This window comes from Gordonia sp. p3-SID1431, from assembly GCF_025143765.1.
In the GTDB taxonomy this organism is placed as follows: Bacteria; Actinomycetota; Actinomycetes; order Mycobacteriales; family Mycobacteriaceae; genus Gordonia; species Gordonia hongkongensis.
This window is the reverse complement of record NZ_JAMBDT010000089.1, coordinates 1-21,286: the sequence shown is the minus strand read 5'-3', so window position 1 is coordinate 21,286 and position 21,286 is coordinate 1. Positions and strand designations below refer to the sequence as shown.

Sequence of the window (21,286 nt, the reverse complement as noted above, 5' to 3'; positions counted from 1 at the left end):
ATGCCGTCCTGGGACGACCTGGTCCGCGAACACGCCGACCGCGTCTACCGTCTGGCCTACCGTCTGTCGGGGAATCAGCACGACGCCGAGGACCTCACGCAAGAGACCTTCATCCGGGTCTTCCGCTCGCTGTCGAACTACCGTCCCGGCACCTTTGAGGGCTGGTTGCACCGCATCACCACCAACCTGTTCCTCGACATGGTCCGTCGCCGCAGCAAGATCCGGATGGAAGCCCTGCCCGAGGAGTACGACCGGGTGCCGGCCGACACCCCGGATCCGCAACAGGTCTTCGACGCGACGAACCTCGACCCCGACCTGCAGCGCGCCCTGGACTCGCTGGCTCCCGACTTCCGCGCGGCCGTGGTGCTGTGTGACATCGAGGGCCTGTCCTACGAGGAGATCTCTGCGACCCTCGGTGTCAAGCTGGGTACCGTCCGCAGCCGCATCCACCGCGGTCGGCAGAGCATCCGCGACGCCCTCGCGGCCCAGGGACACACCAGCAGCCGTTCGGTCGCGCTCGGCTCGCACGCCTGAGGTCGCTGCCGGGAACCCTGCTCCGCCGAGCATCGTTGAGAGTCTCGGATACGCTGAGACGTTGCCTGTGTCACGGGACACGATGCGATCGGAGTCCGCAGCCCGCGGACGCCGCGCGTTCGGGGGACGGCATCGGATGCCGCCCGTCGGTACCGTGGCAGACAGCAGCAGAGCCCAGTGGCAACACAGGATTCATCGTGCGGCGGTTTCGTCGTGGAGAGGGGTGAACGACGATGATGGACGGCGATCGCGGGCGTCCGACCGGAAGTGGCGGTGTCGAACCGCCGACTCCCAACCTTCGTCGCCGGCGGTCCTCCTGGACCCCAGCCAGGTGGAATACGAACACCTGGAGTCCGGCTCCCTCGTCGTTCCTGCCCAACCGCGGCTACCGCGCGCCGGGTACGGCCGGCGGACGCGGCTTCGCACCCACCGAGCACCTGGCCCCCGAGGCGGTTGCCGCCTTCGTCGACGGCGAGCTCGGGATGTCCGCGCATGCGCGGGCCGCTCATCATCTGGCGCTGTGCCCCGAGTGCGTCGCCGCGGTCGAGGCGCAGTCGTTGGCCCGCACCCGACTCCGCGAGTCCGGCCGCGTGTCGATCCCGGACTCCCTCCTCGGTCAGCTCTCCCAGATCCCCACGCGTGAGATCGATCTGAGCTCCGAGCCACCCCGCCCGACAGGGTTCGGGCCGACCGTGTCGCCCGATGCGCCGACCGACGGCATCCCCGCGGCCCGCGGCCGCGCCTTCCGTCGCCGGGGCCGGTGACCGTGGCCCCCGACGCCGATTCTCCCGATACCGGTGACGCACAGTTCGCGCGGCGCGCCGAACCGCCCGAGTCGCAACGTCTGACGCCGTCGCGGACCCGACACTCGCCCGTGTCGCCGTCCACCGCGCAGGTGTTCGGCCGCCCGTCGGGTGTGCGTGGCTCGTTCGCCACCTCAGACGGCGACAAGCAGCCGCCCGAGCCACAGATCGCACCCCCGGACCCGGTGCTCGCCGAGGCCTTCGGCCGGCCGGCCGGATCGAGCGACACCCTGCAGCGGGATCCGCTCGCGACCTACGGCCACACCGAGCAGCCGCAGGCGCCGGAGGACCCGTGGCGCGACCCGGAGAGCCCGGCGCGGCTGGACGCACCCGCGCTGGCGTCCGCATCGTCGGACATCCCGACCGAGACCGGCCCCAAGCTCGGCGTCCGCGACATCCTGCTCGGCAATCGCCTGAGCTGGGTCGCCCTGGCCACGCTCGCGGTGATCGCGTTGCTGATCGGGCTCGTCGGCGGGCTGATGGGCCGGTACACCGCGGAGGTGGCCGCGCCGCTCACCAGTGACACGGTCGAGTTGTCCACCGAGGACACCGGCGGCGACGCCGGACCGCGGTCGTCCGTGGCCGAGGTGGCCCGGGCGGTGGAGAAGTCGGTCGTCGCCATCGACGTCCGCGCGGCGGGCGCCTACGCCACCGGGTCGGGATTCGTCATCGACAAAGAGGGTTACATCCTCACCAACAACCACGTCATCTCGATGGCCGCGAACGACAAGAGCGCCAAACTGGAGGTCGTGTTCTTCGACCGTCAGCGCGTCCCGGCGCGCATCGTCGGTCGCGATCCCAAGACCGATCTCGCCGTGCTGAAGGTCGACAACGTCGAGAACCCGACGGTCTCGGTACTCGGTAGCTCGGGCGACCTGCAGATCGGCGAAGAGGTGGTCGCCTTCGGATCTCCATTGGGGCTCAACCGAACCGTGACCAGCGGCATCGTCAGCGCGACCGACCGTGCCGTGGCGCTGACCCCCGACGCGGAGTCCGACACCGACGCGGTGATCGACGCCATCCAGACCGATGCCGCGATCAACCCGGGCAACTCGGGCGGTCCGCTGGTCAACGGCGAGGCCCAGGTGGTCGGCATCAACACCGCCGGGCGCCTCGGCGCCGGGGGCGGCAACATCGGTCTCGGATTCGCGATTCCCATCGACGAGGCCAAGCCCATCGCGGAGGCGCTGATCCGCGACGGCCGCGTGAACCACCCGCAGATCGGCGTCAACGCCAGTTCGGTGCGCAACGAGCGCGTGCTGGGCGCACAGGTCCGCAACGTCGTCGCCGGCAGCCCCGCCGAACGCGCGGGCATCCGAGAGAACGACGTGATCACCTCGTTCAACAATCGCCCGATCGAGAGCGCCGACGAGCTGAACGTCGCGATCCGGACCGCGAGCATCGGCGAGTCGGTCCCGTTCCAGTACTGGCGGGCGGGTCGCACGTTCAGCGGTACCATCACTCCGGCGAGCGACTAACCACACCACCGCACAGGTCAGGACGAGGCACATGTTCAGCAGCATCGGATGGGGCGAGATAGCGATCCTGGTGGTCGCGGCACTCGTCATCCTCGGCCCCGAACGTCTCCCCGGTGCCGTCTCCTGGACGATGCAGTCGGCCAAGAAGGTCCGTGATTACGCGACCGGTGCGAGCAATCAGCTGAAGGACGAGCTGGGTCCCGAATTCGATGACCTGCGCAAGCCGCTCGCCGACCTCAACGAACTGCGGGGTATGACGCCGCGGTCGATCGTCACGAAACACCTTCTCGACGGCGATGATTCACTGTTCCGGCTGAACGAGAGCGCCACCACGGTCGACCGGAAGACCACCTCGGCGGCGCCGGAGATCAAGCCCGTGTCGGCGCCCCTGTCGTTCGAGAAGCAGGAGACCGGGAATCCGGACTCCGCCGGCCCGGCGGGGTCCGCGGCGTCGGACCGCCCGTCGCGGTCGGGGTCGCGTCCCGCCGCGGCCGACTGGGACGCGACCTGACCGGTCAGGAATTCCGGATGGTGTCGAGTCCCAGACTCATACCCGCCAGGCCGCGCTTACGCGCCGCGAGCTTGCCCGCGATGGCGCGCAGGGCGGAACCGGACGCCGATTCGGGTGCCGACAGCACCACCGGGACACCGGCGTCGCCGCCTTCGCGTAAGGCCGTCTCGAGCGGTACCTGACCCAGCAGGTCGACCTGGGCGCCCACCGCGCGCGTGAGGCGTTGCGCCACCTGCTCGCCGCCGCCGGACCCGAACGGTTCCATGCGGCTGCCGTCGGGCAGTTCCAGCCACGACATGTTCTCGACGACGCCGAGGATCTTCTGCCGCGTCTGCAGCGCGATGGCCCCGGCGCGCTCGGCGACCTCGGCCGCGGCCTGCTGGGGTGTCGTCACCACCAGGATCTCCGCGCCCGGGATGAGCTGCGCGATCGAGATCGCGACGTCACCGGTGCCCGGCGGTAGGTCGAGGAGCAAGACGTCGAGATCGCCCCAGTAGACGTCCGCGAGGAACTGCTGCAGGGCTCGGTGCAGCATGGGACCGCGCCAGGTCACCGGCGTGTTGCCGTCGGTGAACTGTCCGATCGAGATGAAGCGGACGCCGTGGTTGCTGGGCGGCATGATCATGCGCTCGACCTGCGTGGGTTTGGCGTCGCTCCCGAGCATGCGGGGGACCGAGTGGCCGTAGATGTCGGCGTCGAGAACGCCGACGGTGAGCCCGCGTTCGGCGAGCGCCGTGGCGAGGTTGACGGTCACGCTCGACTTGCCGACGCCGCCCTTACCCGACGCGACGGCGTAGACGCGGGTCAGTGAGCCGGGCTGGGCGAACGGGATGACCGGCTCGGCCTTGTCCCCGCGGAGCTTCTTGCGCAGCTCGGTGCGCTGCTCGTCGTCCATGACGTCGAGTTCGACGCGGATCGCGCCGACGCCCGGGACGTCGGCGACTGCTGTTTCCACCCGCTGCGAGATCTCGGTGCGCATCGGGCACCCCGATGTCGTGAGGTACACCCCGACATCGACGCTCGCGTCGTCGTTGATCGTGACCGATTTGACCATCCCGATGTCGGTGATGGGCTTGCCGATCTCGGGATCCTTGACCTTGCCCAGAGCGGCGCGAACTGCCGATTCCGTGGGCGCGACTCCTGTTGTCATCTGGCCCAGACTACCGGCGGCGCCGACGGTTCCGGGCGCAGGTCCTCCGGTGGCGCCGTCAGCGGACGGGAACGGGGGTGCTCGCCCCTCCCGGCCTGTTCGGACCGGCGTTCCCCGCCGGTGCCTGTTGTACCGCCGGGGCCTCCCTCTTGGTGGGCGGGGGAGCGGGCTGGCCCGGGAACAGCGGCGGGATCGACGGCAGGCAGACGATGATGCACGGCGGCGGCGGAGGGCTCGGCCGCCGCGTGGTGGAGGACGACGACGACGAGGACGACCCGGACTCCGGCCGCCTGGGCTTGCTGGACGAGCTCGAGCTGCTCGACGGCTTGCGCTTCATCTCCGGGATGGGGTCGGTCGGCATCACGCCCGTCGCGTAGGCCCCAGCCCAGCCGAGGACGTTGGCGACATACTCCATCGAGCGGTTGTACCGCAGCACCGCCGACACGCGAGTGCGCTCGTTCATGATGTCGGTGACCCCGGCGCAGAGATACCGGCCGGCCGAGTACGTGGCGTCGAAGATGTTGTTGGGGTCGGGTTTCCCGTCGCCGTTGGCGTCGGAGCCCCACGCTGCCCACGTGCTCGGGATGAACTGCATCGGGCCCATCGCCCGGTCGTGTCCGGCGTCGCCGTCGATGCGTCCGCCGTCGGTGTCCTTGATGACCGCGTTGCCGGCCAGCGAGCCGTCGAGGACCGGCCCGGCGATCGGGTTGATCGTCGTGCCGTACTGATCGACCGAGCCGTTGCTCGCATGATTGGACTCGATGCGCCCGATGCCGGCCAGCAGGAACCACGGCAGCTTGCAGGCCGCGCTCTCGGCGGCGACGCGGTTGGCGGCCAGCTTATAGGCCTGGAGTACGACGCCCGGGATCCCCAGTGGGCCCGAGGGGAGGTCGCTGGCGAGCCGGAACTGCGGCGCCGGCAGCGCGGTCGCGGGCTTCTCCGGCGGCGGCGCGAAGCCGAGGAGTGTGCCCGGCGAACCCGCGACGAGTTCGGCCACGATCACGGGGGCATCGGGCTCGACGACGGCCGACGCGACGTTGCCGCCGGAGGCGCTCGACGTCGCGGTCGAAAGGACCAGCGCACCGACCAGACCGCCGCCGACGACCAGCGTCGCGGCGCGTCGTGGGAACGAGGACGGACGGCGCGGACCACGGCGACGGCGGACGAGGTCGAGGGGCCTCACCGGAGGCCTCCTGCACATCGTGCGGCCCCGGGCCGCTGCCCGGTCCTGTTCACTCCGTTGTCAACACACACTTCTGCCCCCGAGAACGCGGCGATGCCCACCCGCGGCCCAGGTCCAGAGCCGCTCTCATGGATGTGTCGGAGGATCTCGTCGCGTCGTGACAGACGCCGAAATCCGGTCCGAACTGTGACCCACCATACATATGGGTCTGACGTCCCAGACACGAACCCGGCTTTTGGTGTCAGTGATCCTTGGAACCGCGGCGGCCGGATTCGTCGCCGGCGGGGGCGCCGAGCCGTTCGGTGAGTTCGTCGAGCAGGTCGTCGAGTTCTTTGCGCAGGTAGTCGCGCGTGACGGTGTCGCCCACCGCGAGACGGACCGCGGCGAGCTCCCGGGCCAGGAACTCGGTGTCGGCCTTCGTCTGGGCGGACCGCATCCGGTCCTCTTCCAGCGACACCCGGTCGCGGTTCTCCTGCCGGTTCTGGGCCAGCAGGATCAGCGGCGCCGCGTACGCCGCCTGCGTCGAGAACGCGAGGTTCAGCAGGATGAACGGGTACGGGTCCCACTGGATCGACACCGCGACCAGGTTCAGCACGATCCACACGATGACGATGACCGTCTGGATCGCCAGATATCGTCCGGTGCCCAGGAACCGGGCGATCCGCTCGCTGTACATCCCGACGACGTCGGAGTCGAGATTGAACGAGATCGTGCGGCGGGTGCTGGGGGTGTCGAGCTTGCGTCCCGGTTCGCTCATCGGATCCGCACCTGGGGGCCGCCCGATGCCGGTTCCGGGCCACTCCCGACGCCGTACCCGTCGGCCTCGACGACGTCCTCGGGTTCGGTCTCACGCCAGTCGCGCGGCAGGATCTCGTCGAGCAGGTCGTCGACGCTCACCGCGCCGAGCAGGTGGCCGGCCTCGTCCACGACGGGGCCGCACACCAGGTTGTAGGTCGCGAAATATCTCGTCATCGTCTCCAGGGAGTCCTCGGGATGGAGTTGGGCGAGGTCGGTGTCCAGGATGCCGCCGACCAGGTGCGCGGGCGGTTCCCGGAGCAGGGCCTGCAGATGCACGCATCCGAGATACTTGCCGGTCGGTGTCGAAGTGGGCGGGCGGACGACGAACACCAGACTCGCCGCGGCCGGCGTCAGGTCGGGGTTGCGGACCCGGGCGAGGGCCTCGGCGATGGTGGTCGATGCGGTGACCACGATCGGCTCCGAGGTCATCACGCCGCCCGCGGTGTCGGGGGAGTGCAGCAGGAGTCGGCGGAGGGGCTCGGACTCCACGGGGTCCATCTCCTCGAGGAAGGCCTCGGCCTCGGTGTCGGGCAGTTCGCCGAGGAGGTCGGCGGCGTCGTCGGGGTCCATCGCCTCGAGGATGTCGACAGCGCGGTCGCGTCCGAGCGCGGCCAGCACCTCTTTCTGGTCGTCGGGCGGCAACTCCTGCAGCACGTCGGCGAGCCGTTCGTCGTCGAGGGCCGAGGCGATCTCGTCGCGTCGTTTCGCGGGCAGTTCGCGCAGGGCGTTGGCCACGTCGGCCGGGCGCATGCCCTCGAACTGCAGGAGGGCCTGCGCGACTCCTTGTCCGGGCAGGTTCAGCGCACTCTGGGTGATGCCCTGCACGCTCGACCACTCCACGACCTGGGTCTCGTGGCGCCGGCGCAGGCCGCGACGTCCCGCCCGGATCGCGACGCGCGACACGACCCAATCGCGGGTGCGGGTCCGTTCGATGCCCAGATCGATCACCGTCACGTCGGCGTCGGCGAGCTCGGGGAGATCCGGATCGACGACCCGGACGTGGGTGTCGAGAACCTGTCCGATGGCGAGTGCCTCGCCGGGCCGCAGGTGGAGCCGGCGGAGGCTCACGGTGCCGGTGTTGAGGGCCACGGCCTGGGGCTCGATCGCGGTCACCCGCAGCATCGGCACGAAAATCCTACGCCGAGTGGTCAATTCGACCGCGAGGCCGAGGACGCGCGGTTGCTGCCCGGACATCCGGATCGAGATCACCACGTCGCGGACGCGTCCGATGGATTCGCCGTCGGGACCAAGGACGGCCAACCCGACTAATCTGGCCACGAACACCTTGCTCACCGACGACATGGGAGTAAGGGTAGTGCCATCGGTGCAGCGGAGGCCGACGGCAGACACGAACGCCCACCGGTGGGAGACCAGTCCCACTGTCGGGTCTCACCGCGACGTTCAGCACTGGAGTCTCACAACAGGGAAGGCCCCGATATGACCAATCCCATGCGCCCGAGCCGCGAGACGCCGGGACTGCCCACCCCGCCCAAGGGCTGGCCGATCGGTTCGTACGGGACCTACGCCGAGGCCCAGCGCGCGGTGGACTTCCTCTCGGATGAGAACTTCACCGTCCAGGACGTCACCATCGTGGGCGTCGATTTGATGCAGGTCGAGCGGGTCATCGGCCGGCTGACGTGGGGCAAGGTGATCGGCGGCGGGCTGGTCTCGGGTGCCTGGCTCGGCTTCTTCTTCGGCTGTCTGGTGGCGCTCGTCTTCGCCGGTTCGCCCATCGCGCCCATCCTGGTGGGCATCGTCGGCGGCATGGTCTTCGGTGTGATCTCCGCGACCATTCCGTACGCGGCGACCCGGGGCCAGCGGGATTTCGCGTCGACCATGCAGCTGGTCGCCGGCCGCTATGACGTGCTGTGCGACCCGAAAAGCGCAGAGAAGGCGCGCGACATGCTCGCCCGTCTCACCTTCTGACGTCGCCTCCCGCGGTCGGACACGGTGCGATCACAATCGCCCGCGGAATGGCACGCCCATGCCGAATGTGTTGCATGTCACGAATCCTCACGTATAGCGTTGCTGTTCGGACGCTCACGGCGGAGCACCGCTGCGGCGCCGCGTACGACATCGAGGAGGCTGCGTGCGGAGCAGGGTCAGCACGGACGGATCCATCAGCACCGACGGATCTACCAGGCGCGTGAGACGAAAGGTCCTCGCCGCGGCGGTGGCAGCGGTGGCCATGCTGCCCGTGCTGTCCGCATGTGGCTCGGGATATGAAGCGGGCGTACTCAATTTCTATCCGCCGGCCGACGGCGCGGACACCTTCGCCGAGATCGGCGACAAGTGCTCGGCCGATTCCGGTGGTGCGTACAAGGTCGTGACCACCCCGTTGCCCAAGGGCGCCGACGATCAGCGTTTGCAGCTCGCGCGGCGCCTCGCGGGCAACGACAGCGGGCTGGACCTGATGGGCATGGACGTGGTGTGGACGGCCGAATTCGCCGACGCGGGTTGGATGGTGCCGGTGCCGGACGCCATGGCCGCCGAGGTGTCGGCGCGCACCCTGGGTGGTCCGCTCGACACCGCGGTCTGGAAGACCGACGACGACGAGCGGGAACGGCTCTACGCCATCCCGTTCTCCACGAACACCCAATTGCTCTGGTACCGACCGGATGTGCTCGTCGAGGATGTCGACCGCCGGCGCCCGGCGTCGACGTGGAACGGCATGCTCGAGGACGCGCTCGTCAGCGGTCGCAACGGCGGACCGACCTACATCATGGTGCAGGGCAGGCAGTACGAAGGCCTGATGGTGTGGTTCAACTCGGTACTCGCCAGCGCCGGTGGGCAGATCGTCGACCCGGACGACCCCGACAAGGTCACCCTCAACGACACCCCCGAACACCGCGCCGCGACGGTCCGCGCCCTGGAGACGCTGAAGCGGGTCGCCACCGCGCCCGGTGCCGATCCGTCGCTGACCAACTCCGACGAGGGCGCCGCACGGCTCGGCATGGAGAGCGGTGAGGCCCTGTACCAGGTGAACTGGCCGTTCGTCTTCGCCGGGATGCGCGAGAACGCCGTGGCGGGCAGCGTCGCCTTCCTCGACCTCACCGAATACGCGAACCTGTACGCGGACACGGCGAATCCGCCGACCCCGGCGCAGGTGGTCCCGCTCAACCGCGAGATGCGGCGGGTCTTCGACTTCGCGCCCTATCCGGGCTTCGAGGGACTTCCCACCAAGACGACGCTGGGCGGCATCAACATCGCCGTCGCGAGCACCTCGCAACAGCAGGACCTCGCCTACCAGGCCGCCGAGTGCATCACCAGTGAGGCATCGCAGAAGGCGTTCTCGTTCAGTGCGGGTCCGCCGCCGGTCATCGAGTCCATCTACGACGACGCCGATTTCCGCCTCGCGTACCCGATGGCCGACGAGATCAAGCGGCAGCTCGAACCCGAGCACGCTGCTCTGCGGCCGAAATCGCCCGACTATCAAGCAATCTCGACGCTGCTGCAGGCCAAGTTGAGCCCGGTCGGCGCCTGGGAGCCGGAGGCCCTGGTCGACGAGCTCGCCGAAGCGGTCCAGAAGGCCATCGACGGGGAAGGGCTGGTCCCGTGAGCGACAACGACACTCCGCGCAACGACGCCGAGAACGCGGGCGGCAACCCCGACGACGCGGGGTTCCGCGCCGGGCGACACGCCCTCCCGGATGATGCGCCACCGCAAACCGGTCCGATCCCGATCGTCGGTGACACACCTCCGGTGCAGTCCGATCAGGTGTGGACCGCTCCGCCGGGAGGTCGGCACGAGGTGACCGCGGCGTCGTCGCACACCGACCGGCCCACCCCGGATCCCGCGCCCGCCTCGCTGTCGAAGCCGGCGACCGGGACGGGCGGGGGTACCGCGGTGATCGATCGGCCCCGGGCCGACACGCCGCCGGCCGCCCCGCGCAAGCGCAGCGAGGGCAAAACCGCCGAGCGCCGGCTGGCCTTCTGGCTCGTGGCGCCGGCCGCACTGATGATGCTCTTGGTCACCGGATACCCGATCGTGTACGCGGTCTGGCTGTCGCTGAACAAGATGAGCCTCTCGGCGCCGGGGGAACGCGAGTTCGTCTGGTTCGCCAACTACGCCACCGTCCTCACCGACAACTACTGGTGGACGGCCTTTGCCGTCACGGTCGGCATCACGGTCGTCTCGGTACTCATCGAACTCGTGCTGGGCATGGCGATCGCGCTCGTCATGCACCGGACGATCTTCGGGCGGGGCACCATCCGCACCGTCGTCCTGATCCCGTACGGCATCGTCACCGTGGCGGCGGCGTTCTCCTGGTACTACGCGTGGACGCCGGGCACCGGATATCTCGCCAACCTGCTACCCGACGGCACCGCACCCCTCACCGAGCAGTGGCCGTCGCTGGCGATCATCGTCCTCGCCGAGGTCTGGAAGACGACGCCGTTCATGGCCCTGCTCCTGCTGGCCGGCCTCGCGCTCGTCCCGGACGATCTGCTCAAGGCGGCCCAGGTCGACGGTGCCGGGGCGTGGACGAGACTGTGGCGCATCATCCTTCCGCTGATGAAGCCGGCGATCCTGGTGGCGCTGCTGTTCCGCACACTCGACGCGTTCCGCGTGTTCGACAACATCTACGTCCTCACCAGCGGGTCCAACAACACCTACTCGGTGTCGATGCTGGGTTACGACAATCTGTTCGGCGCCTTCAATCTCGGCGTCGGCTCGGCGATCTCGATCCTGATCTTCATCTGTGTCGCGATCATCGCGTTCGTGTTCATCAAGGGGTTCGGCACCGCCGCACCGGGTTCCGACGACGAGGGGAGGTAAGCCGTTGAATGCGAGCGGAAAGTCCAAGGCCTGGTGGTCGATCGCCAACATCCTGGTGATCCTGTATGCACTCATCCCGCTGCTGTGGATCATCAGCCTGTCCTTCAAGCCGGCGAGCAGCGTGACCGACGGGAAGTTCTGGCCTAGTGAGTTCACCCTCGACAACTACAAGAGCATCTTCGAGACCAGCGCCTTCACCTCGGCGCTGATCAACTCGATCGGCGTGGGTCTGATCACCACGGTGATCGCGGTGCTGCTGGGGACGATGGCGGCCTATGCGGTGGCCCGCCTGGATTTCCCGGGCAAGAAGCTCCTGATCGGTGCCGCGCTGCTGATCGCGATGTTCCCCCAGATCTCGCTGGTGACACCGTTGTTCAACATCGAGCGGGCCATCGGGTTGTTCGATACCTGGCCCGGCCTGATCCTGCCCTACATCACCTTCGCGCTGCCGCTGGCGATCTACACCTTGTCCGCGTTCTTCCGCGAGATCCCATGGGAGCTGGAGAAGGCTGCCAAGATGGACGGCGCCACCCCGTGGCAGGCCTTCCGCAAGGTCATCGCCCCGCTCGCCGCCCCGGGCGTCGTGACGGCAGCGATCCTGGTGTTCATCTTCGCCTGGAACGACCTGCTCCTGGCCCTGTCGCTGACGTCGACCGAACGGGCGATCACCGCGCCGGTGGCGATCGCGAACTTCACCGGCAGTTCGCAGTTCGAGGAACCGACCGGGTCGATCTCGGCCGCCGCGGTGGTCATCACCATCCCCATCATCATCTTCGTGCTCTTCTTCCAACGTCGAATCGTGGCCGGCCTGACCTCCGGCGCCGTGAAGGGATAACCCATGGCAGACATCGTTCTGGACAACGTCTCCAAGCAGTATCCCGACGGCTCGACCGCCGTACACGGGGTCGACATCGAGATCGCCGACGGCGAGTTCGTGATCCTGGTGGGCCCGTCGGGATGCGGTAAGTCGACGACGCTCAACATGATCGCCGGACTCGAGGACATCTCCGGCGGCGAGCTGCGGATCGGCGGGGAGCGGGTCAACGAGCGCGCACCCAAGGACCGCGACATCGCGATGGTGTTCCAGAGTTACGCGCTCTACCCGCACATGTCGGTGCGCGAGAACATCGCCTTCCCACTGACTCTCGCGAAGATGCCGAAGGATCAGGTTGCCGCGAAGGTCGACGAGGCCGCGCGCATCCTCGACCTCGGGCAGTACCTCGACCGCAAGCCGGCCAATCTCTCCGGCGGTCAGCGGCAGCGCGTGGCGATGGGCCGGGCGATCGTGCGCTCCCCGAAGGCGTTCCTGATGGACGAGCCGCTGTCGAACCTCGATGCGAAGCTGCGCGTGCAGATGCGTACGGAGATCTCACAGCTGCAGCAGCGCCTGGGGACCACCACGGTCTACGTGACCCACGACCAGACCGAGGCGATGACCCTCGGTGACCGGGTCGTCGTGCTGCGCAACGGGTATGTGCAGCAGATCGGTACGCCGCAGGAGCTGTACAACAATCCGACCAACGTGTTCGTGGCCGGCTTCATCGGCTCCCCGGCGATGAACTTCCTGTCCGGTCGCCTCGGCAGCGAGGGCATCGAGACCGCGATCGGCACGATCGTGCTCGACGACCACCGTGCGGTGGTCTCCCGCGCCGGCGACGTCGGCAGTGGCGGCGATGTGCTCATCGGCATCCGGCCCGAGCACCTCGAAGACGCGTCGCTCGTCGACTCGACGACCCGCGGACACGGCGGGACCTTCACCGCGAACATCGACGTGCTCGAGTCGATGGGTTCCGACATCTACGCCTACTTCGGCGTCGGGTCGAGCCGGGCGTCGAGCGACGCCCTCGCGGAGTTGTCCGCCGATTCCGGAACCGATCTCGGCGGCAACCAGTTCATCGCGCGACTGTCCCCGGACTCGAAGGTGAGCCGCGGCGGTTCGGCGGAGCTGTTCTACGACGCGTCTAAGATCGCGGTGTTCGACCAGAGCTCGGGGCAGTCCCTGCGCGTCCGCTAGTGTCCCGCCGGTCCCTGCAGGCGTCGGCTCAGCGCCGGCGCCTGCGGGAGTGGTCGAGCAGTTCGTCGAAGACGTGTTCGTCCCAGATGTGCCTGCGCACAAGCCGATACCGTTCGCAGGCCACCCACATGTACAGCTCGGCGTCGCTGTCGAGGTCGGGCCGGATGCCCGCCCGGCGCGCCATCCGCACGACCGGCAGGAACTCCTCACCGAACCAGCGCCGGGCGGTCTCGGTGCGGTTGAGGAACTCGCCGATCTCCTGGCTCAGGCGGAAGCCCCACGCCTCGACGTTCTCGGCGAGTTCGGCGTAGTCGAACGGGAAGCTGAGTCGGATGGCCTCGGCCTGGGAGCCCTCGAGCGGCACGCGTGACAGGAAGATCCGACGATGGTCCTTGAGGACCAGGTCGGAGGTCGCGGTGATGCCCTCGGGGGAGATGCGCGTGTGGATCAGGGTGACGTAGGCGTCGATCGTGACCCAGTTCCGCGCGATCGCGATGGACACGCGGTGATGGCCGTCGATGACGAAGTGCATCGATCCGATCCGGTACAGCTGTACCGGAGGGACGGATTCGCCGCGGCGTTGCGCGGCCGCCAGCCGCTGCCAGCGCTCCCGGCCGCGCGACGAGGTGGGCCGGAAGTAGCGGTCGAAATCCTTGGTGCGGTCGACACTTCCGACGATCGAGGACACCTCGACGACCTGCAGTCCGAGTGAGGTCTCCCCGGTCCGTCCGAGCGCGGCGACGACCTCGTCGAACGGGAGGATGGTGTTCACGTCGGCGGGCTGACGCATGAACCACTGCGCGAGCCGCGCGCGTTCGGCCTGGCGTCGCATCCGGGCGAAGTCGTTCTCCGCGTCGGCGTCGGGAAATCCGGTGTCACGCGCCATGTCTGCGCCTCACGATCTCGACCTCCCGGGTGGCGGGATCGAAGTCGAACTGGCAGTAGCCGACGACGTTCATCGAGGTCGTCGAGGAGCCGATGGGCAGGTCAGCGGGTTGTTCGCCGTACGGATGGACGTGGCCGTGAACCAGCAGCGCCGGTTGCAGCGACCGGACCAGCGGGTGGAAGCAGTCGAAACCCCGGTGGGGCAGATCGTCGCGGTCGCCGACGCCGCGAGCAGGGCTGTGCGTGAGCAGGATGTCGGCACCGCGGGGAGGTGACAGGGCGGTGGTGCATCGTAACCGGAGGGACCGCAACCGCTGCTGGGTGTCGGTGTACTGGTTGGTGCCGTTGTTGTAGCGGCGACTGCCGCCGAGGCCGCTGATACGGAGTCCGGCGACCGTCACGGTCCGGCCGTCGGCGTTGATTGCACCGCACGGTCCGGGGTCCTCGACGGGGAGTCCGGCGCGCGTCCAGCCGGTGCGGCCGCGGCGGTACCCGCGCAGGTCCCGGTCGTGATTGCCGGGCACGAACACGCACGGCGCGTCGCACAGGGACGACAGGATCTCGAGGTACTCGAACGGGAGGTCACCCGCACCGAGGATGAGGTCGGGCCGGGACTCGATCCCCACCCCGAAGGTGAGGGAGTCCACCACCTCGTCGGCGACCGCCAGAACCCGGACCATTGCTCCAGGCTAGAGGAGCACCCCGGGCCCGTGCGCCGGAGTCGGTAGCCTGTCGGATGTGAGCGAAGCCGTGACTGAGGTCGTCGGACGATTTCTCGAAGACCGGCTGGGGGCGACCCCCCAACGTGCGTCGGTGACGTTCCTCGGTGTCGAACCGATCGACGTCCTGCGGTTCGTGCCCGACGAGGCCGGCGAGCGGGGCGAGGTGGTCTACGTGACGTCGGGGTGCGCACGGCACCCGATGTCCGATCCCACCGACCTGCACGCCGATCCGGTCCGCGGCCCCCGCGCCGAACTCGTCGTGCGCGTGTCGTCGGGAACGCCGCTGCCCGGTCTGCACAAGCGCCTGGCGACGCTGGCGGCCGCGCCGGCGGTCGAGGGCCTCGTCATCGCCGCCGATGCGCTGGTCGACCTCGGCGAACCCCTGTGGGACGGTTCGCCGTTTACCGCGGTCCTGCTCGAGGCGGACGAACTCGGGATGGTCGAGCTGCCCACGCCCATGGACCCGGTCAGCATGCTCCGGGCGGTGCCGATCACCGCCAACGAGGCCGCGTGGGTCCGACTGAAGGGTGCCGACGCACTCCGCGAGGCCTGGCGTGAGGCGGGTATCGATGTGCGGCGGCCGGATCGGGCCTCGGCAACCCCGGCCTGACCGGCCGGCGGATTCCCGGCGGACTCATCCGCGTCGAGGTTTCGGAACGTATGACAGAGGGAACATCTGACCAACTGAGTACGGTCCGTCTGAGAAGTGAGGGTGCATGGAGTCACGGGGAGCAGGGACCATCGGCACGACGGACGGGCGGTGCCCGGCGTGACCATCACCTCATCGTCGCTTCCCACAACGACCGCAGCGCGACCCGAGCTCGATGTCTACCTGCCACAGCAGGACACCCAGTTGCTGATCGACACCCTTCGTTCCCGCGGCGTCTCGGGGGCCCGCGTGCTCGATCTCTGCACCGGCAGCGGGGCCATCGCGATAGCGGCCGCCCGGGCGGGTGCGTCGCACGTGACCGCGGTGGACGCATCGGCGGACGCGGTCGCCTATGCCCGGCGCGCGGCAGCCGACGCCGGCGTCCGGATCGAGGTGGCGCACGGTGATCTCCGGCGTCATCAGGGTCACTACGACGTCGTCACCTGCAACCCCCCGTATGTTCCGACCCCGCCGGAGTCCGAGTCGGAACTGCATCCGGCCGGCCCGTCGCACGCCTGGGACGCCGGACTCGACGGCCGGGCCGTCCTCGACCCGCTGTGCGCACGCGTTCCCGAATTGCTGGTGCCCGGCGGCGCTTTCGTGTTGGTCCACTCGGAATTCGCGGACGAGGAAGCCTCGCTGCGCGCCCTGCGCGCCGGGGGACTGACCGCAGAAGTGGTGGCCGAGCGGGTCATCCCGTTCGGTCCGGTCCTCACCGCACGCGCGGGCTGGATGGAAGAGTGCGGCATGCTCGAACGCAACCGTCGCATCGAGCGTCTCGTCGCGATCGTCGCTGTCGCCCCGGGTGGTCCCGCCCCGGCCGGAGCGTCGCGGTGAGCGGGGACAAGAAGCCGAATGCGGTGCGGGTGATCCGAGGCGGACCCGTCCTGGTGTCCGGTCCCGTCGACATCGAACTCCCCGACGGCGCCCGGGTGCAGTCGGATCGGTTCATGGTCGCGGTGTGTGCGTGCGGGCGGAGCAAGAACTACCCCCTGTGCGACACCAGCCACCGCAAGAAGCGCCGCCGCGCGACCTGACGGCTCACGAGCGCCCGCCCGAACGAGCGCCTTGCCCGGATCAGATACCCGGGAAGGCGCTCTTTCCGTCGTCCCACGCGGACAGCACATGCCGGTCGAGGGCGTCCTCGACGAACAGGAAGGCGCGGATCCCGAAGATCACATCGGCTTCGGTGTCCGGCTCGGTGCGGATGAGATCGCCGACGACATCGGTACGCAGGATCTGCTCGTGCACGGCGTCGGCCTCGACGTGTTCGCGATAGAACCGCCGGCACGCCTCCGGAGCGTCGAGCTGCTCCAAACCGGCCAGCAGGCGCTGCGAACCGGGCGGCGAGGTGATCTCGGTGGCCGCCAGATGCCCGACCGCCGCGCCCCGGTAGCGCCGGTGAAGCCCGAACAGCGACATCAGATTGACCGGCGTGAGGGCGACGCCGGGAACGGTGTCGAGGTAGCCGAGGTAGTCGGCGCTGAGATCGGCAGCGCGGAGCAGATCGGCGAACAACTCCTGATGTACGGCGTCGCCGCGCCCGCCGCCGAACTCGTCGAACTCGACAGCGACGTAGGCGGCCTTGGCGTGCCCGCGCAGACGTGGGATGGCGAAGGCGTGCGGATCGGCCTCCTTGAGGTGGTACAGCGAGCGCAGGGCGAAGAGCTGCCGGTACTGCTCCCACGTCCCGGCGTCGCGGAGCCGGTAGGAGGCGCCGTCACCGTCGGGGTTCTCGATGCACAGCTCGTCCATCTCGTGCTCGGCGGAATCGTCGGCGGTCATCGCCGGTACGTCGCGATGCAGGGCGGCGAGGAATCGCTGCTCGAGGGTGGCCCGGACCGTGAGCAGGGCCGGACTCCATTCCCATCCGGCGTCGGCGTCGACGAACCCGACGTAGTGCATCTCGTAGCAGAGGTACAGCGCGAGCTGCAGATCGTCGCCGTAGGGGTTGGCATCGACGACCCTCGGGTCGTCGGCCGGCAGGTCGAGGACTGATGCGGACGTAGGGTCACCGCGGAGGAGATCGATCACGAGGGCCGAGAGCGGTCCGCGCGCACCCGGCAACAGGGGGCGTCGGAAGGCCGTGTCGTGCGCCGTCGGATCGTCGACCATCGGGTCAGCTGACACCTGGGAGTCCTCCTGTCGGGTACGGGCGTCGGGCACCGCGGTGCGCGGCGGACGCCGGCTCTCCTGGGTAACCGGATCGGGGACGGCACAAACCATCACCGGGTGGTTGTGACCGTCGTCCCAGCCTAGAGGCCCGGTTGTCGGATCCGGCGATCTCCGCGCGCAACTGCTCGTCGAGCGAGACACGCACCAGCGCCGCTGCCAGCACCTCGGGCCGGCCGTCGGCGAGATCGGCGAGCCGTGCCGGGTCCTCGGGTAGTCCGAGGTGGCGGGCGGCGGCGAGCGCGCGTTTGTCGAAACGCGGCGCGACCCACTCCCACACCGACTGCACCTCACGCAGGAAGATGTCGGCCCCGACCGGACCGATGCCGGTGAAATCCTGGAGCAGTTCTGCCGCCCGGGTGGGGTCGGAGTCGGCGTCGTCGGCGAGCCGACGGAGATCGCCGTGGTAGTCGTCGAGGACCTTCTGCGCCGCCTCGCCGAGGCGGGTGGCGGTGCTCTCGTCGTAGCGGACGTAGTGGCCGCGGCCGAGCGCGTCGACCAGCTTCTGCCAGTCGGCGCGGGCCATCTTCTCCGGGGTCCGGTAACCGGCGGTGAACAGTTCGCGCGCGGCGGCCACCGCGATGTCCGCGGAGATCCGCGTACTGAGGAGCAGGGTGAGCACCAACAGTTCGAAGAGCGGTGACGGCGTGTTCTTCAGCGTGATGCCGGCGTCCTGCGCGTAGGTGCGGCCGGCGCGGTCGATCAGTTGTCGCGCTGTGTCCTCGGCGTGGTCCGTGCGGGTCATCGAAGCCGGTTACCCACGCCGGTGCGTGGGCAATCCCAGTCGCGGGTCACAACCAGTGACTGCGGCGGAACACGACGAACAGCGTCGCGCAGAGGGCCACCAGACAGCCCAGCACGACGGGATAACCCCACTCCTGGTGCAGTTCGGGCATGTGGTCGAAGTTCATGCCGTAGATCCCGGCGACCATGGTCGGCACCGCGGCGATCGCGACCCATGCCGAGATCTTGCGCATGTCGGTCGACTGCTGGATGCCGACCTTCGCGGCCGCGGCCTGCAGGAGGGAGGTGAGCAGTTCGTCGTACTCGAGGACCCGGTCGATGACGGTGGTGAGATGGTCGGCGACGTCGCGGAACTGGCGCCGGATCTCCTTGGGCACCAGTGGATTACCGCTCGCCGTGAGACTCTGCAGCGGGGCCGCCAGCGGTGTCACCGCACGACGGAGTTCGAGCACCTCGCGCCGCAGGAGATAGACGGGATCGATGTCGAGTGAGTGACCCTGCCGACCGAACACGACCTCCTCGATCGCCGCGACATCGGCGTCCATCCGGTCGGTGACGGCGAGGTAGCTGTCGACGACCTTGTCGGCGACGGCGTGCAGCACCGCGGTCGGGCCGAGGGCCAGACGCTCGGGGTGCGTCTCCAGGCGACGGCGCAGTTCGGACAGTTCGGTGTGCTCGCCGTGGCGCACGGTCAGTACGAAGTCCGGCCCGGCGAAGACCATGATCTCGCCGGTCTCGACGACCTCACTCGCCTTGGCCATCGTCTCGTGCTCGATGTACTGCACGGTGCGCAGGACGAGGAACTGGGTGTCGTCGTAGACCTCGAGCTTCGGCCGCTGGTGCGCGTGTACCGCGTCTTCGACGACGAGTTCGTGAAGGCCGAACGTGGCGCCGACGTCGGCCATCTGAGCGTCGTCGGGGGCGTGGAGTCCGACCCAGACGAAGCCCTCGCCGGCGGCCCGCACCCGGGCGAGACCCTCGGTGTAGCTCACCCGTCCCGGTTGCCGGTGGCCGTCGACGTACACCGCGCAATCGACGATCGCCCGCGCCACGGGGACGCGGATCTCGGGGAGCGGGCGGCGCTCGCGACGCGGTGACAACCCGCGCGGACCAGGCCGGGGGATCGAGGGCACGAGTGCCGATGCTACCCGGCGGGCCCCGTACACTCTCCGAACGTGTCCTTCGACGTCACGGTGTACACGACGACGTTGATCACGCTGCTCGTCATCATGGACCCGCCCGGCCAGATCCCGCTGTTCCTCAGCCTGGTCGGTCAACGCTCGCCGGAGTACCGGCGGCGCGCGGCCTGGCAGGCGCCGCTCGTCAGCCTCCTGGTGATCAGTGTGTTCGCCGTCGCCGGCAAAGCCATCCTGAACTATCTCCACATCGGGATCCCGGCGCTGCAGGGCGCCGGCGGTTTGTTGTTGCTGCTCGTGGCGCTGCAATTGCTCACCGGCCTCGGCAACGCCGGCAAGCCAACGGCCGCCGACGACGTCAACGTCGCGCTCGTGCCGCTCGGCACCCCGCTGCTCGCCGGACCGGGTGCCATCGCCGCGGTCATCGTCGGTGTGAGCGGCGTCGACGCCGGATCGGGTGGTTATCTGGCCATCGCGGCAGCCATCGTCAGCGTTCACCTGGTGGTGATGTTGGTCCTGCGCTATTCGACGGCGCTCATCCGCATCCTGGGCATCGGCGGCATCACGCTACTCGCCAAGATCGCGGGCCTGCTCCTCGCCGCGATCGCCGTGCAGCTCATCGCCGACTCCGTCATGGGATTCATTGCCGAGGGAGCGTGAGCCGACCCGGGGACCCGCCTCGTTCGGACGTGGGACGTGCTGCGGATACGGTGGCGGGGTGACTGAACGTCGTGTCCGCAAACGTCTCATCACGGTGGCCGGTCTGATCGTCGTCCTGGCGGTGGTCATCGCCGGGTGCGCCGACGACTCGTCGTCTCCACCGCGCGGGGTGGTGATCGGCTCGTCGGAGGACCCGGCGATGCGCGTGATGGCCGAGGTGTACGCGGGAGCGTTGCGCAATTCCGGATCGGTGGTGTCCGGTGACCAGCTCCGCGGCGACGCGCCGGCGCTGCTGGACGAGATGGACCGCGCTGCGCTCGATCTCTTCCCCGCCTTCACCGGGGAACTGCTGACGTTGTTGTCTCCGTCGTCTACCGCGATCGGCGCCGAGGACGTCTACAACGACCTGAACCGCGCACTCCCGCAAGGGGTTTCGGTCGGCGATGAGACGCCGGTATCGGCGGCGCCGCAGATCTTCGTGTCGACGGCCCTCGCCGGGGACGTCGGCGCCACCGGACTCGAGGACTGCGGCCGACTGCCGGCGGGCCTGCCGGTCGTGGCCGTCGCCGAACCCGATGACTCGACGATGCGTGCCTTCGCCGACGCCGGTTGTGCCTTCGGTCCGGTCGAGGTCACCGCCACCGGAGAGGAGGTGCTCCGACGTGCCGCCGACGGCGGCGCGGTCGGACTGCTGACCCCCCTCGAGATCGCCGGCGAGGACGCCGACGGGGCGTCGTCGGAGGTCCAGGCGCTCCGCACATCACCGGGTGGCGGCGACACCGCGGACGGTGCCGCGGCTGCCGAACCCGCGGACGAGTCGGGTCCGCGGGCGGAGGTGCTGGTCCCGGTGTTCCGTTCCGCGGCGCTGAACCGCGATCAGGTGAAGGCCATGAACAAGGTGGCGGGCGAGATCACCACCGCCGATCTCGCCACCATGGCGGCCGAGGTCGACGGCGGTGCGGACCCGCGCGACGTCGCGCTGGCCTGGCTGGGCGAACACGGGCTGTAGGGAAGACACGACAACGCGGTGCTCATTCGGCCCGCTCGCTTCGCTCCCGGCGCCGTGCTCAT

The 21,286-nt window shown here is 69.1% G+C and carries 22 protein-coding genes and 1 pseudogene; 14 read left to right on the top strand and 9 right to left on the bottom strand.

Going from position 1 to position 21,286, the window contains the following annotated elements; all coding sequences use genetic code 11:
* The 4 genes from sigE to tatB form a co-directional block, all read left to right on the top strand.
* Nucleotides 1-534: RNA polymerase sigma factor SigE (gene sigE, locus M4D77_RS18845; RefSeq protein WP_259936997.1), on the top strand; the 534-nt coding region annotated here is incomplete at its 5' end.
* A gap of 233 nt (nt 535-767) precedes the next feature.
* A complete protein-coding gene (locus M4D77_RS18840; protein ID WP_259936996.1) occupies nt 768-1,298 on the top strand; it encodes a hypothetical protein in 531 nt (176 codons plus the stop codon).
* A 2-nt stretch (nt 1,299-1,300) separates the two neighbouring features.
* Nucleotides 1,301-2,815, top strand: coding sequence for a S1C family serine protease (locus tag M4D77_RS18835; protein WP_259936995.1), 1,515 nt, complete (start codon nt 1,301-1,303; stop codon nt 2,813-2,815).
* Nucleotides 2,816-2,846: 31 nt separating this feature from the next.
* Complete coding sequence (gene tatB / locus M4D77_RS18830; protein WP_259936994.1) at nt 2,847-3,326, top strand: Sec-independent protein translocase protein TatB; 480 nt, start codon at nt 2,847-2,849, stop codon at nt 3,324-3,326.
* A 4-nt stretch (nt 3,327-3,330) separates the two neighbouring features.
* Here the strand turns inward: tatB and M4D77_RS18825 are convergent, their stop codons facing one another.
* From M4D77_RS18825 to M4D77_RS18810, 4 genes are all read right to left on the bottom strand, one after another.
* Nucleotides 3,331-4,476 (bottom strand): Mrp/NBP35 family ATP-binding protein, encoded by a 1,146-nt coding sequence (locus M4D77_RS18825; RefSeq protein ID WP_055475030.1) that lies wholly within the window; start codon nt 4,474-4,476, stop codon nt 3,331-3,333.
* A gap of 58 nt (nt 4,477-4,534) precedes the next feature.
* A complete protein-coding gene (locus tag M4D77_RS18820) occupies nt 4,535-5,659 on the bottom strand; it encodes a lytic transglycosylase domain-containing protein (RefSeq protein WP_259936993.1) in 1,125 nt (374 codons plus the stop codon).
* A 241-nt stretch (nt 5,660-5,900) separates the two neighbouring features.
* A complete protein-coding gene (locus tag M4D77_RS18815) occupies nt 5,901-6,416 on the bottom strand; it encodes a DUF1003 domain-containing protein (protein ID WP_055475028.1) in 516 nt (171 codons plus the stop codon).
* On the bottom strand, nt 6,413-7,759 hold the full coding sequence (locus M4D77_RS18810) for a magnesium transporter MgtE N-terminal domain-containing protein (RefSeq protein WP_259936992.1): 1,347 nt from the start codon (nt 7,757-7,759) through the stop codon (nt 6,413-6,415). The genes M4D77_RS18815 and M4D77_RS18810 overlap by 4 nt, the downstream gene beginning before the upstream one ends.
* A 135-nt stretch (nt 7,760-7,894) precedes the next feature.
* Here M4D77_RS18810 and M4D77_RS18805 point away from each other — a divergent pair, with 135 nt between their 5' ends.
* The 5 genes from M4D77_RS18805 to M4D77_RS18785 all read left to right on the top strand — a co-directional run bounded on the left by M4D77_RS18805 (nt 7,895) and on the right by M4D77_RS18785 (nt 13,247).
* Nucleotides 7,895-8,383: a general stress protein gene (locus M4D77_RS18805; RefSeq protein ID WP_055475026.1), complete on the top strand. Its 489-nt coding sequence runs from the start codon at nt 7,895-7,897 to the stop codon at nt 8,381-8,383.
* A 220-nt stretch (nt 8,384-8,603) separates the two neighbouring features.
* The gene (locus tag M4D77_RS18800) at nt 8,604-10,016 is read left to right on the top strand and encodes an extracellular solute-binding protein (protein ID WP_175404349.1); all 1,413 of its coding nucleotides are present in this window, start codon (nt 8,604-8,606) and stop codon (nt 10,014-10,016) included.
* The gene (locus M4D77_RS18795; RefSeq protein ID WP_082652962.1) at nt 10,013-11,233 is read left to right on the top strand and encodes a sugar ABC transporter permease; all 1,221 of its coding nucleotides are present in this window, start codon (nt 10,013-10,015) and stop codon (nt 11,231-11,233) included. The genes M4D77_RS18800 and M4D77_RS18795 overlap by 4 nt, the downstream gene beginning before the upstream one ends.
* A 4-nt stretch (nt 11,234-11,237) precedes the next feature.
* Nucleotides 11,238-12,068 (top strand): carbohydrate ABC transporter permease, encoded by an 831-nt coding sequence (locus M4D77_RS18790; RefSeq protein WP_055475025.1) that lies wholly within the window; start codon nt 11,238-11,240, stop codon nt 12,066-12,068.
* Nucleotides 12,069-12,071: 3 nt separating this feature from the next.
* Entirely contained in the window at nt 12,072-13,247 is a 1,176-nt protein-coding gene (locus tag M4D77_RS18785) for an ABC transporter ATP-binding protein (protein ID WP_058252713.1), read from the top strand.
* 28 nt (nt 13,248-13,275) lie between these two features.
* Here the strand turns inward: M4D77_RS18785 and M4D77_RS18780 are convergent, their stop codons facing one another.
* Both M4D77_RS18780 and M4D77_RS18775 read right to left on the bottom strand, forming a co-directional pair.
* Complete coding sequence (locus M4D77_RS18780) at nt 13,276-14,133, bottom strand: hypothetical protein (RefSeq protein WP_055475023.1); 858 nt, start codon at nt 14,131-14,133, stop codon at nt 13,276-13,278.
* Entirely contained in the window at nt 14,123-14,812 is a 690-nt protein-coding gene (locus M4D77_RS18775; protein ID WP_159370549.1) for a metallophosphoesterase, read from the bottom strand. Before M4D77_RS18775 ends, M4D77_RS18780 begins: the two co-directional genes overlap by 11 nt.
* A gap of 58 nt (nt 14,813-14,870) precedes the next feature.
* Between M4D77_RS18775 and M4D77_RS18770 the strand changes: the two genes are divergently transcribed.
* The 3 genes from M4D77_RS18770 to M4D77_RS18760 all read left to right on the top strand — a co-directional run bounded on the left by M4D77_RS18770 (nt 14,871) and on the right by M4D77_RS18760 (nt 16,540).
* Nucleotides 14,871-15,464 carry a suppressor of fused domain protein gene (locus M4D77_RS18770; RefSeq protein ID WP_203235916.1) on the top strand — a complete coding sequence of 198 codons (594 nt, stop codon included), beginning with the start codon at nt 14,871-14,873 and terminating at the stop codon, nt 15,462-15,464.
* A gap of 159 nt (nt 15,465-15,623) precedes the next feature.
* Entirely contained in the window at nt 15,624-16,340 is a 717-nt protein-coding gene (locus M4D77_RS18765) for a HemK2/MTQ2 family protein methyltransferase (protein WP_159370550.1), read from the top strand.
* Nucleotides 16,337-16,540, top strand: coding sequence for a CDGSH iron-sulfur domain-containing protein (locus M4D77_RS18760; RefSeq protein WP_058252716.1), 204 nt, complete (start codon nt 16,337-16,339; stop codon nt 16,538-16,540). The genes M4D77_RS18765 and M4D77_RS18760 overlap by 4 nt, the downstream gene beginning before the upstream one ends.
* A gap of 40 nt (nt 16,541-16,580) precedes the next feature.
* Here M4D77_RS18760 and M4D77_RS18755 read toward each other — a convergent pair whose 3' ends face one another.
* The 3 genes and pseudogenes from M4D77_RS18755 to M4D77_RS18745 form a co-directional block, all read right to left on the bottom strand.
* Nucleotides 16,581-17,618: an iron-containing redox enzyme family protein gene (locus tag M4D77_RS18755; RefSeq protein ID WP_159371879.1), complete on the bottom strand. Its 1,038-nt coding sequence runs from the start codon at nt 17,616-17,618 to the stop codon at nt 16,581-16,583.
* Nucleotides 17,619-17,784: 166 nt separating this feature from the next.
* Nucleotides 17,785-18,420 (bottom strand): annotated as a pseudogene (locus M4D77_RS18750) (endonuclease); the annotation flags it as partial.
* A 46-nt stretch (nt 18,421-18,466) separates the two neighbouring features.
* A complete protein-coding gene (locus M4D77_RS18745) occupies nt 18,467-19,552 on the bottom strand; it encodes a magnesium and cobalt transport protein CorA (protein ID WP_259936991.1) in 1,086 nt (361 codons plus the stop codon).
* A gap of 42 nt (nt 19,553-19,594) precedes the next feature.
* Between M4D77_RS18745 and M4D77_RS18740 the strand changes: the two genes are divergently transcribed.
* Nucleotides 19,595-20,215, top strand: a complete 621-nt coding sequence (locus M4D77_RS18740; protein ID WP_058252719.1) for a MarC family protein — start codon at nt 19,595-19,597, stop codon at nt 20,213-20,215.
* A gap of 58 nt (nt 20,216-20,273) precedes the next feature.
* Nucleotides 20,274-21,224 (top strand): glycine betaine ABC transporter substrate-binding protein, encoded by a 951-nt coding sequence (locus M4D77_RS18735; protein ID WP_137810057.1) that lies wholly within the window; start codon nt 20,274-20,276, stop codon nt 21,222-21,224.
* Nucleotides 21,225-21,286 lie beyond the last annotated feature (62 nt).

Coding starts and splice junctions, on each gene's coding strand:
- M4D77_RS18785 (WP_058252713.1), top strand. CDS start 12,072: ATGGCAGACATCGTTCTGGACAACGTCTCCAAGCAGTATCCCGACGGC.
- M4D77_RS18825 (WP_055475030.1), bottom strand. CDS start 4,476: ATGACAACAGGAGTCGCGCCCACGGAATCGGCAGTTCGCGCCGCTCTG.
- M4D77_RS18840 (WP_259936996.1), top strand. CDS start 768: ATGATGGACGGCGATCGCGGGCGTCCGACCGGAAGTGGCGGTGTCGAA.
- M4D77_RS18775 (WP_159370549.1), bottom strand. CDS start 14,812: ATGGTCCGGGTTCTGGCGGTCGCCGACGAGGTGGTGGACTCCCTCACC.
- M4D77_RS18815 (WP_055475028.1), bottom strand. CDS start 6,416: ATGAGCGAACCGGGACGCAAGCTCGACACCCCCAGCACCCGCCGCACG.
- M4D77_RS18805 (WP_055475026.1), top strand. CDS start 7,895: ATGACCAATCCCATGCGCCCGAGCCGCGAGACGCCGGGACTGCCCACC.
- M4D77_RS18810 (WP_259936992.1), bottom strand. CDS start 7,759: ATGTCGTCGGTGAGCAAGGTGTTCGTGGCCAGATTAGTCGGGTTGGCC.
- M4D77_RS18755 (WP_159371879.1), bottom strand. CDS start 17,618: ATGGTCGACGATCCGACGGCGCACGACACGGCCTTCCGACGCCCCCTG.
- M4D77_RS18780 (WP_055475023.1), bottom strand. CDS start 14,133: ATGGCGCGTGACACCGGATTTCCCGACGCCGACGCGGAGAACGACTTC.
- tatB (WP_259936994.1), top strand. CDS start 2,847: ATGTTCAGCAGCATCGGATGGGGCGAGATAGCGATCCTGGTGGTCGCG.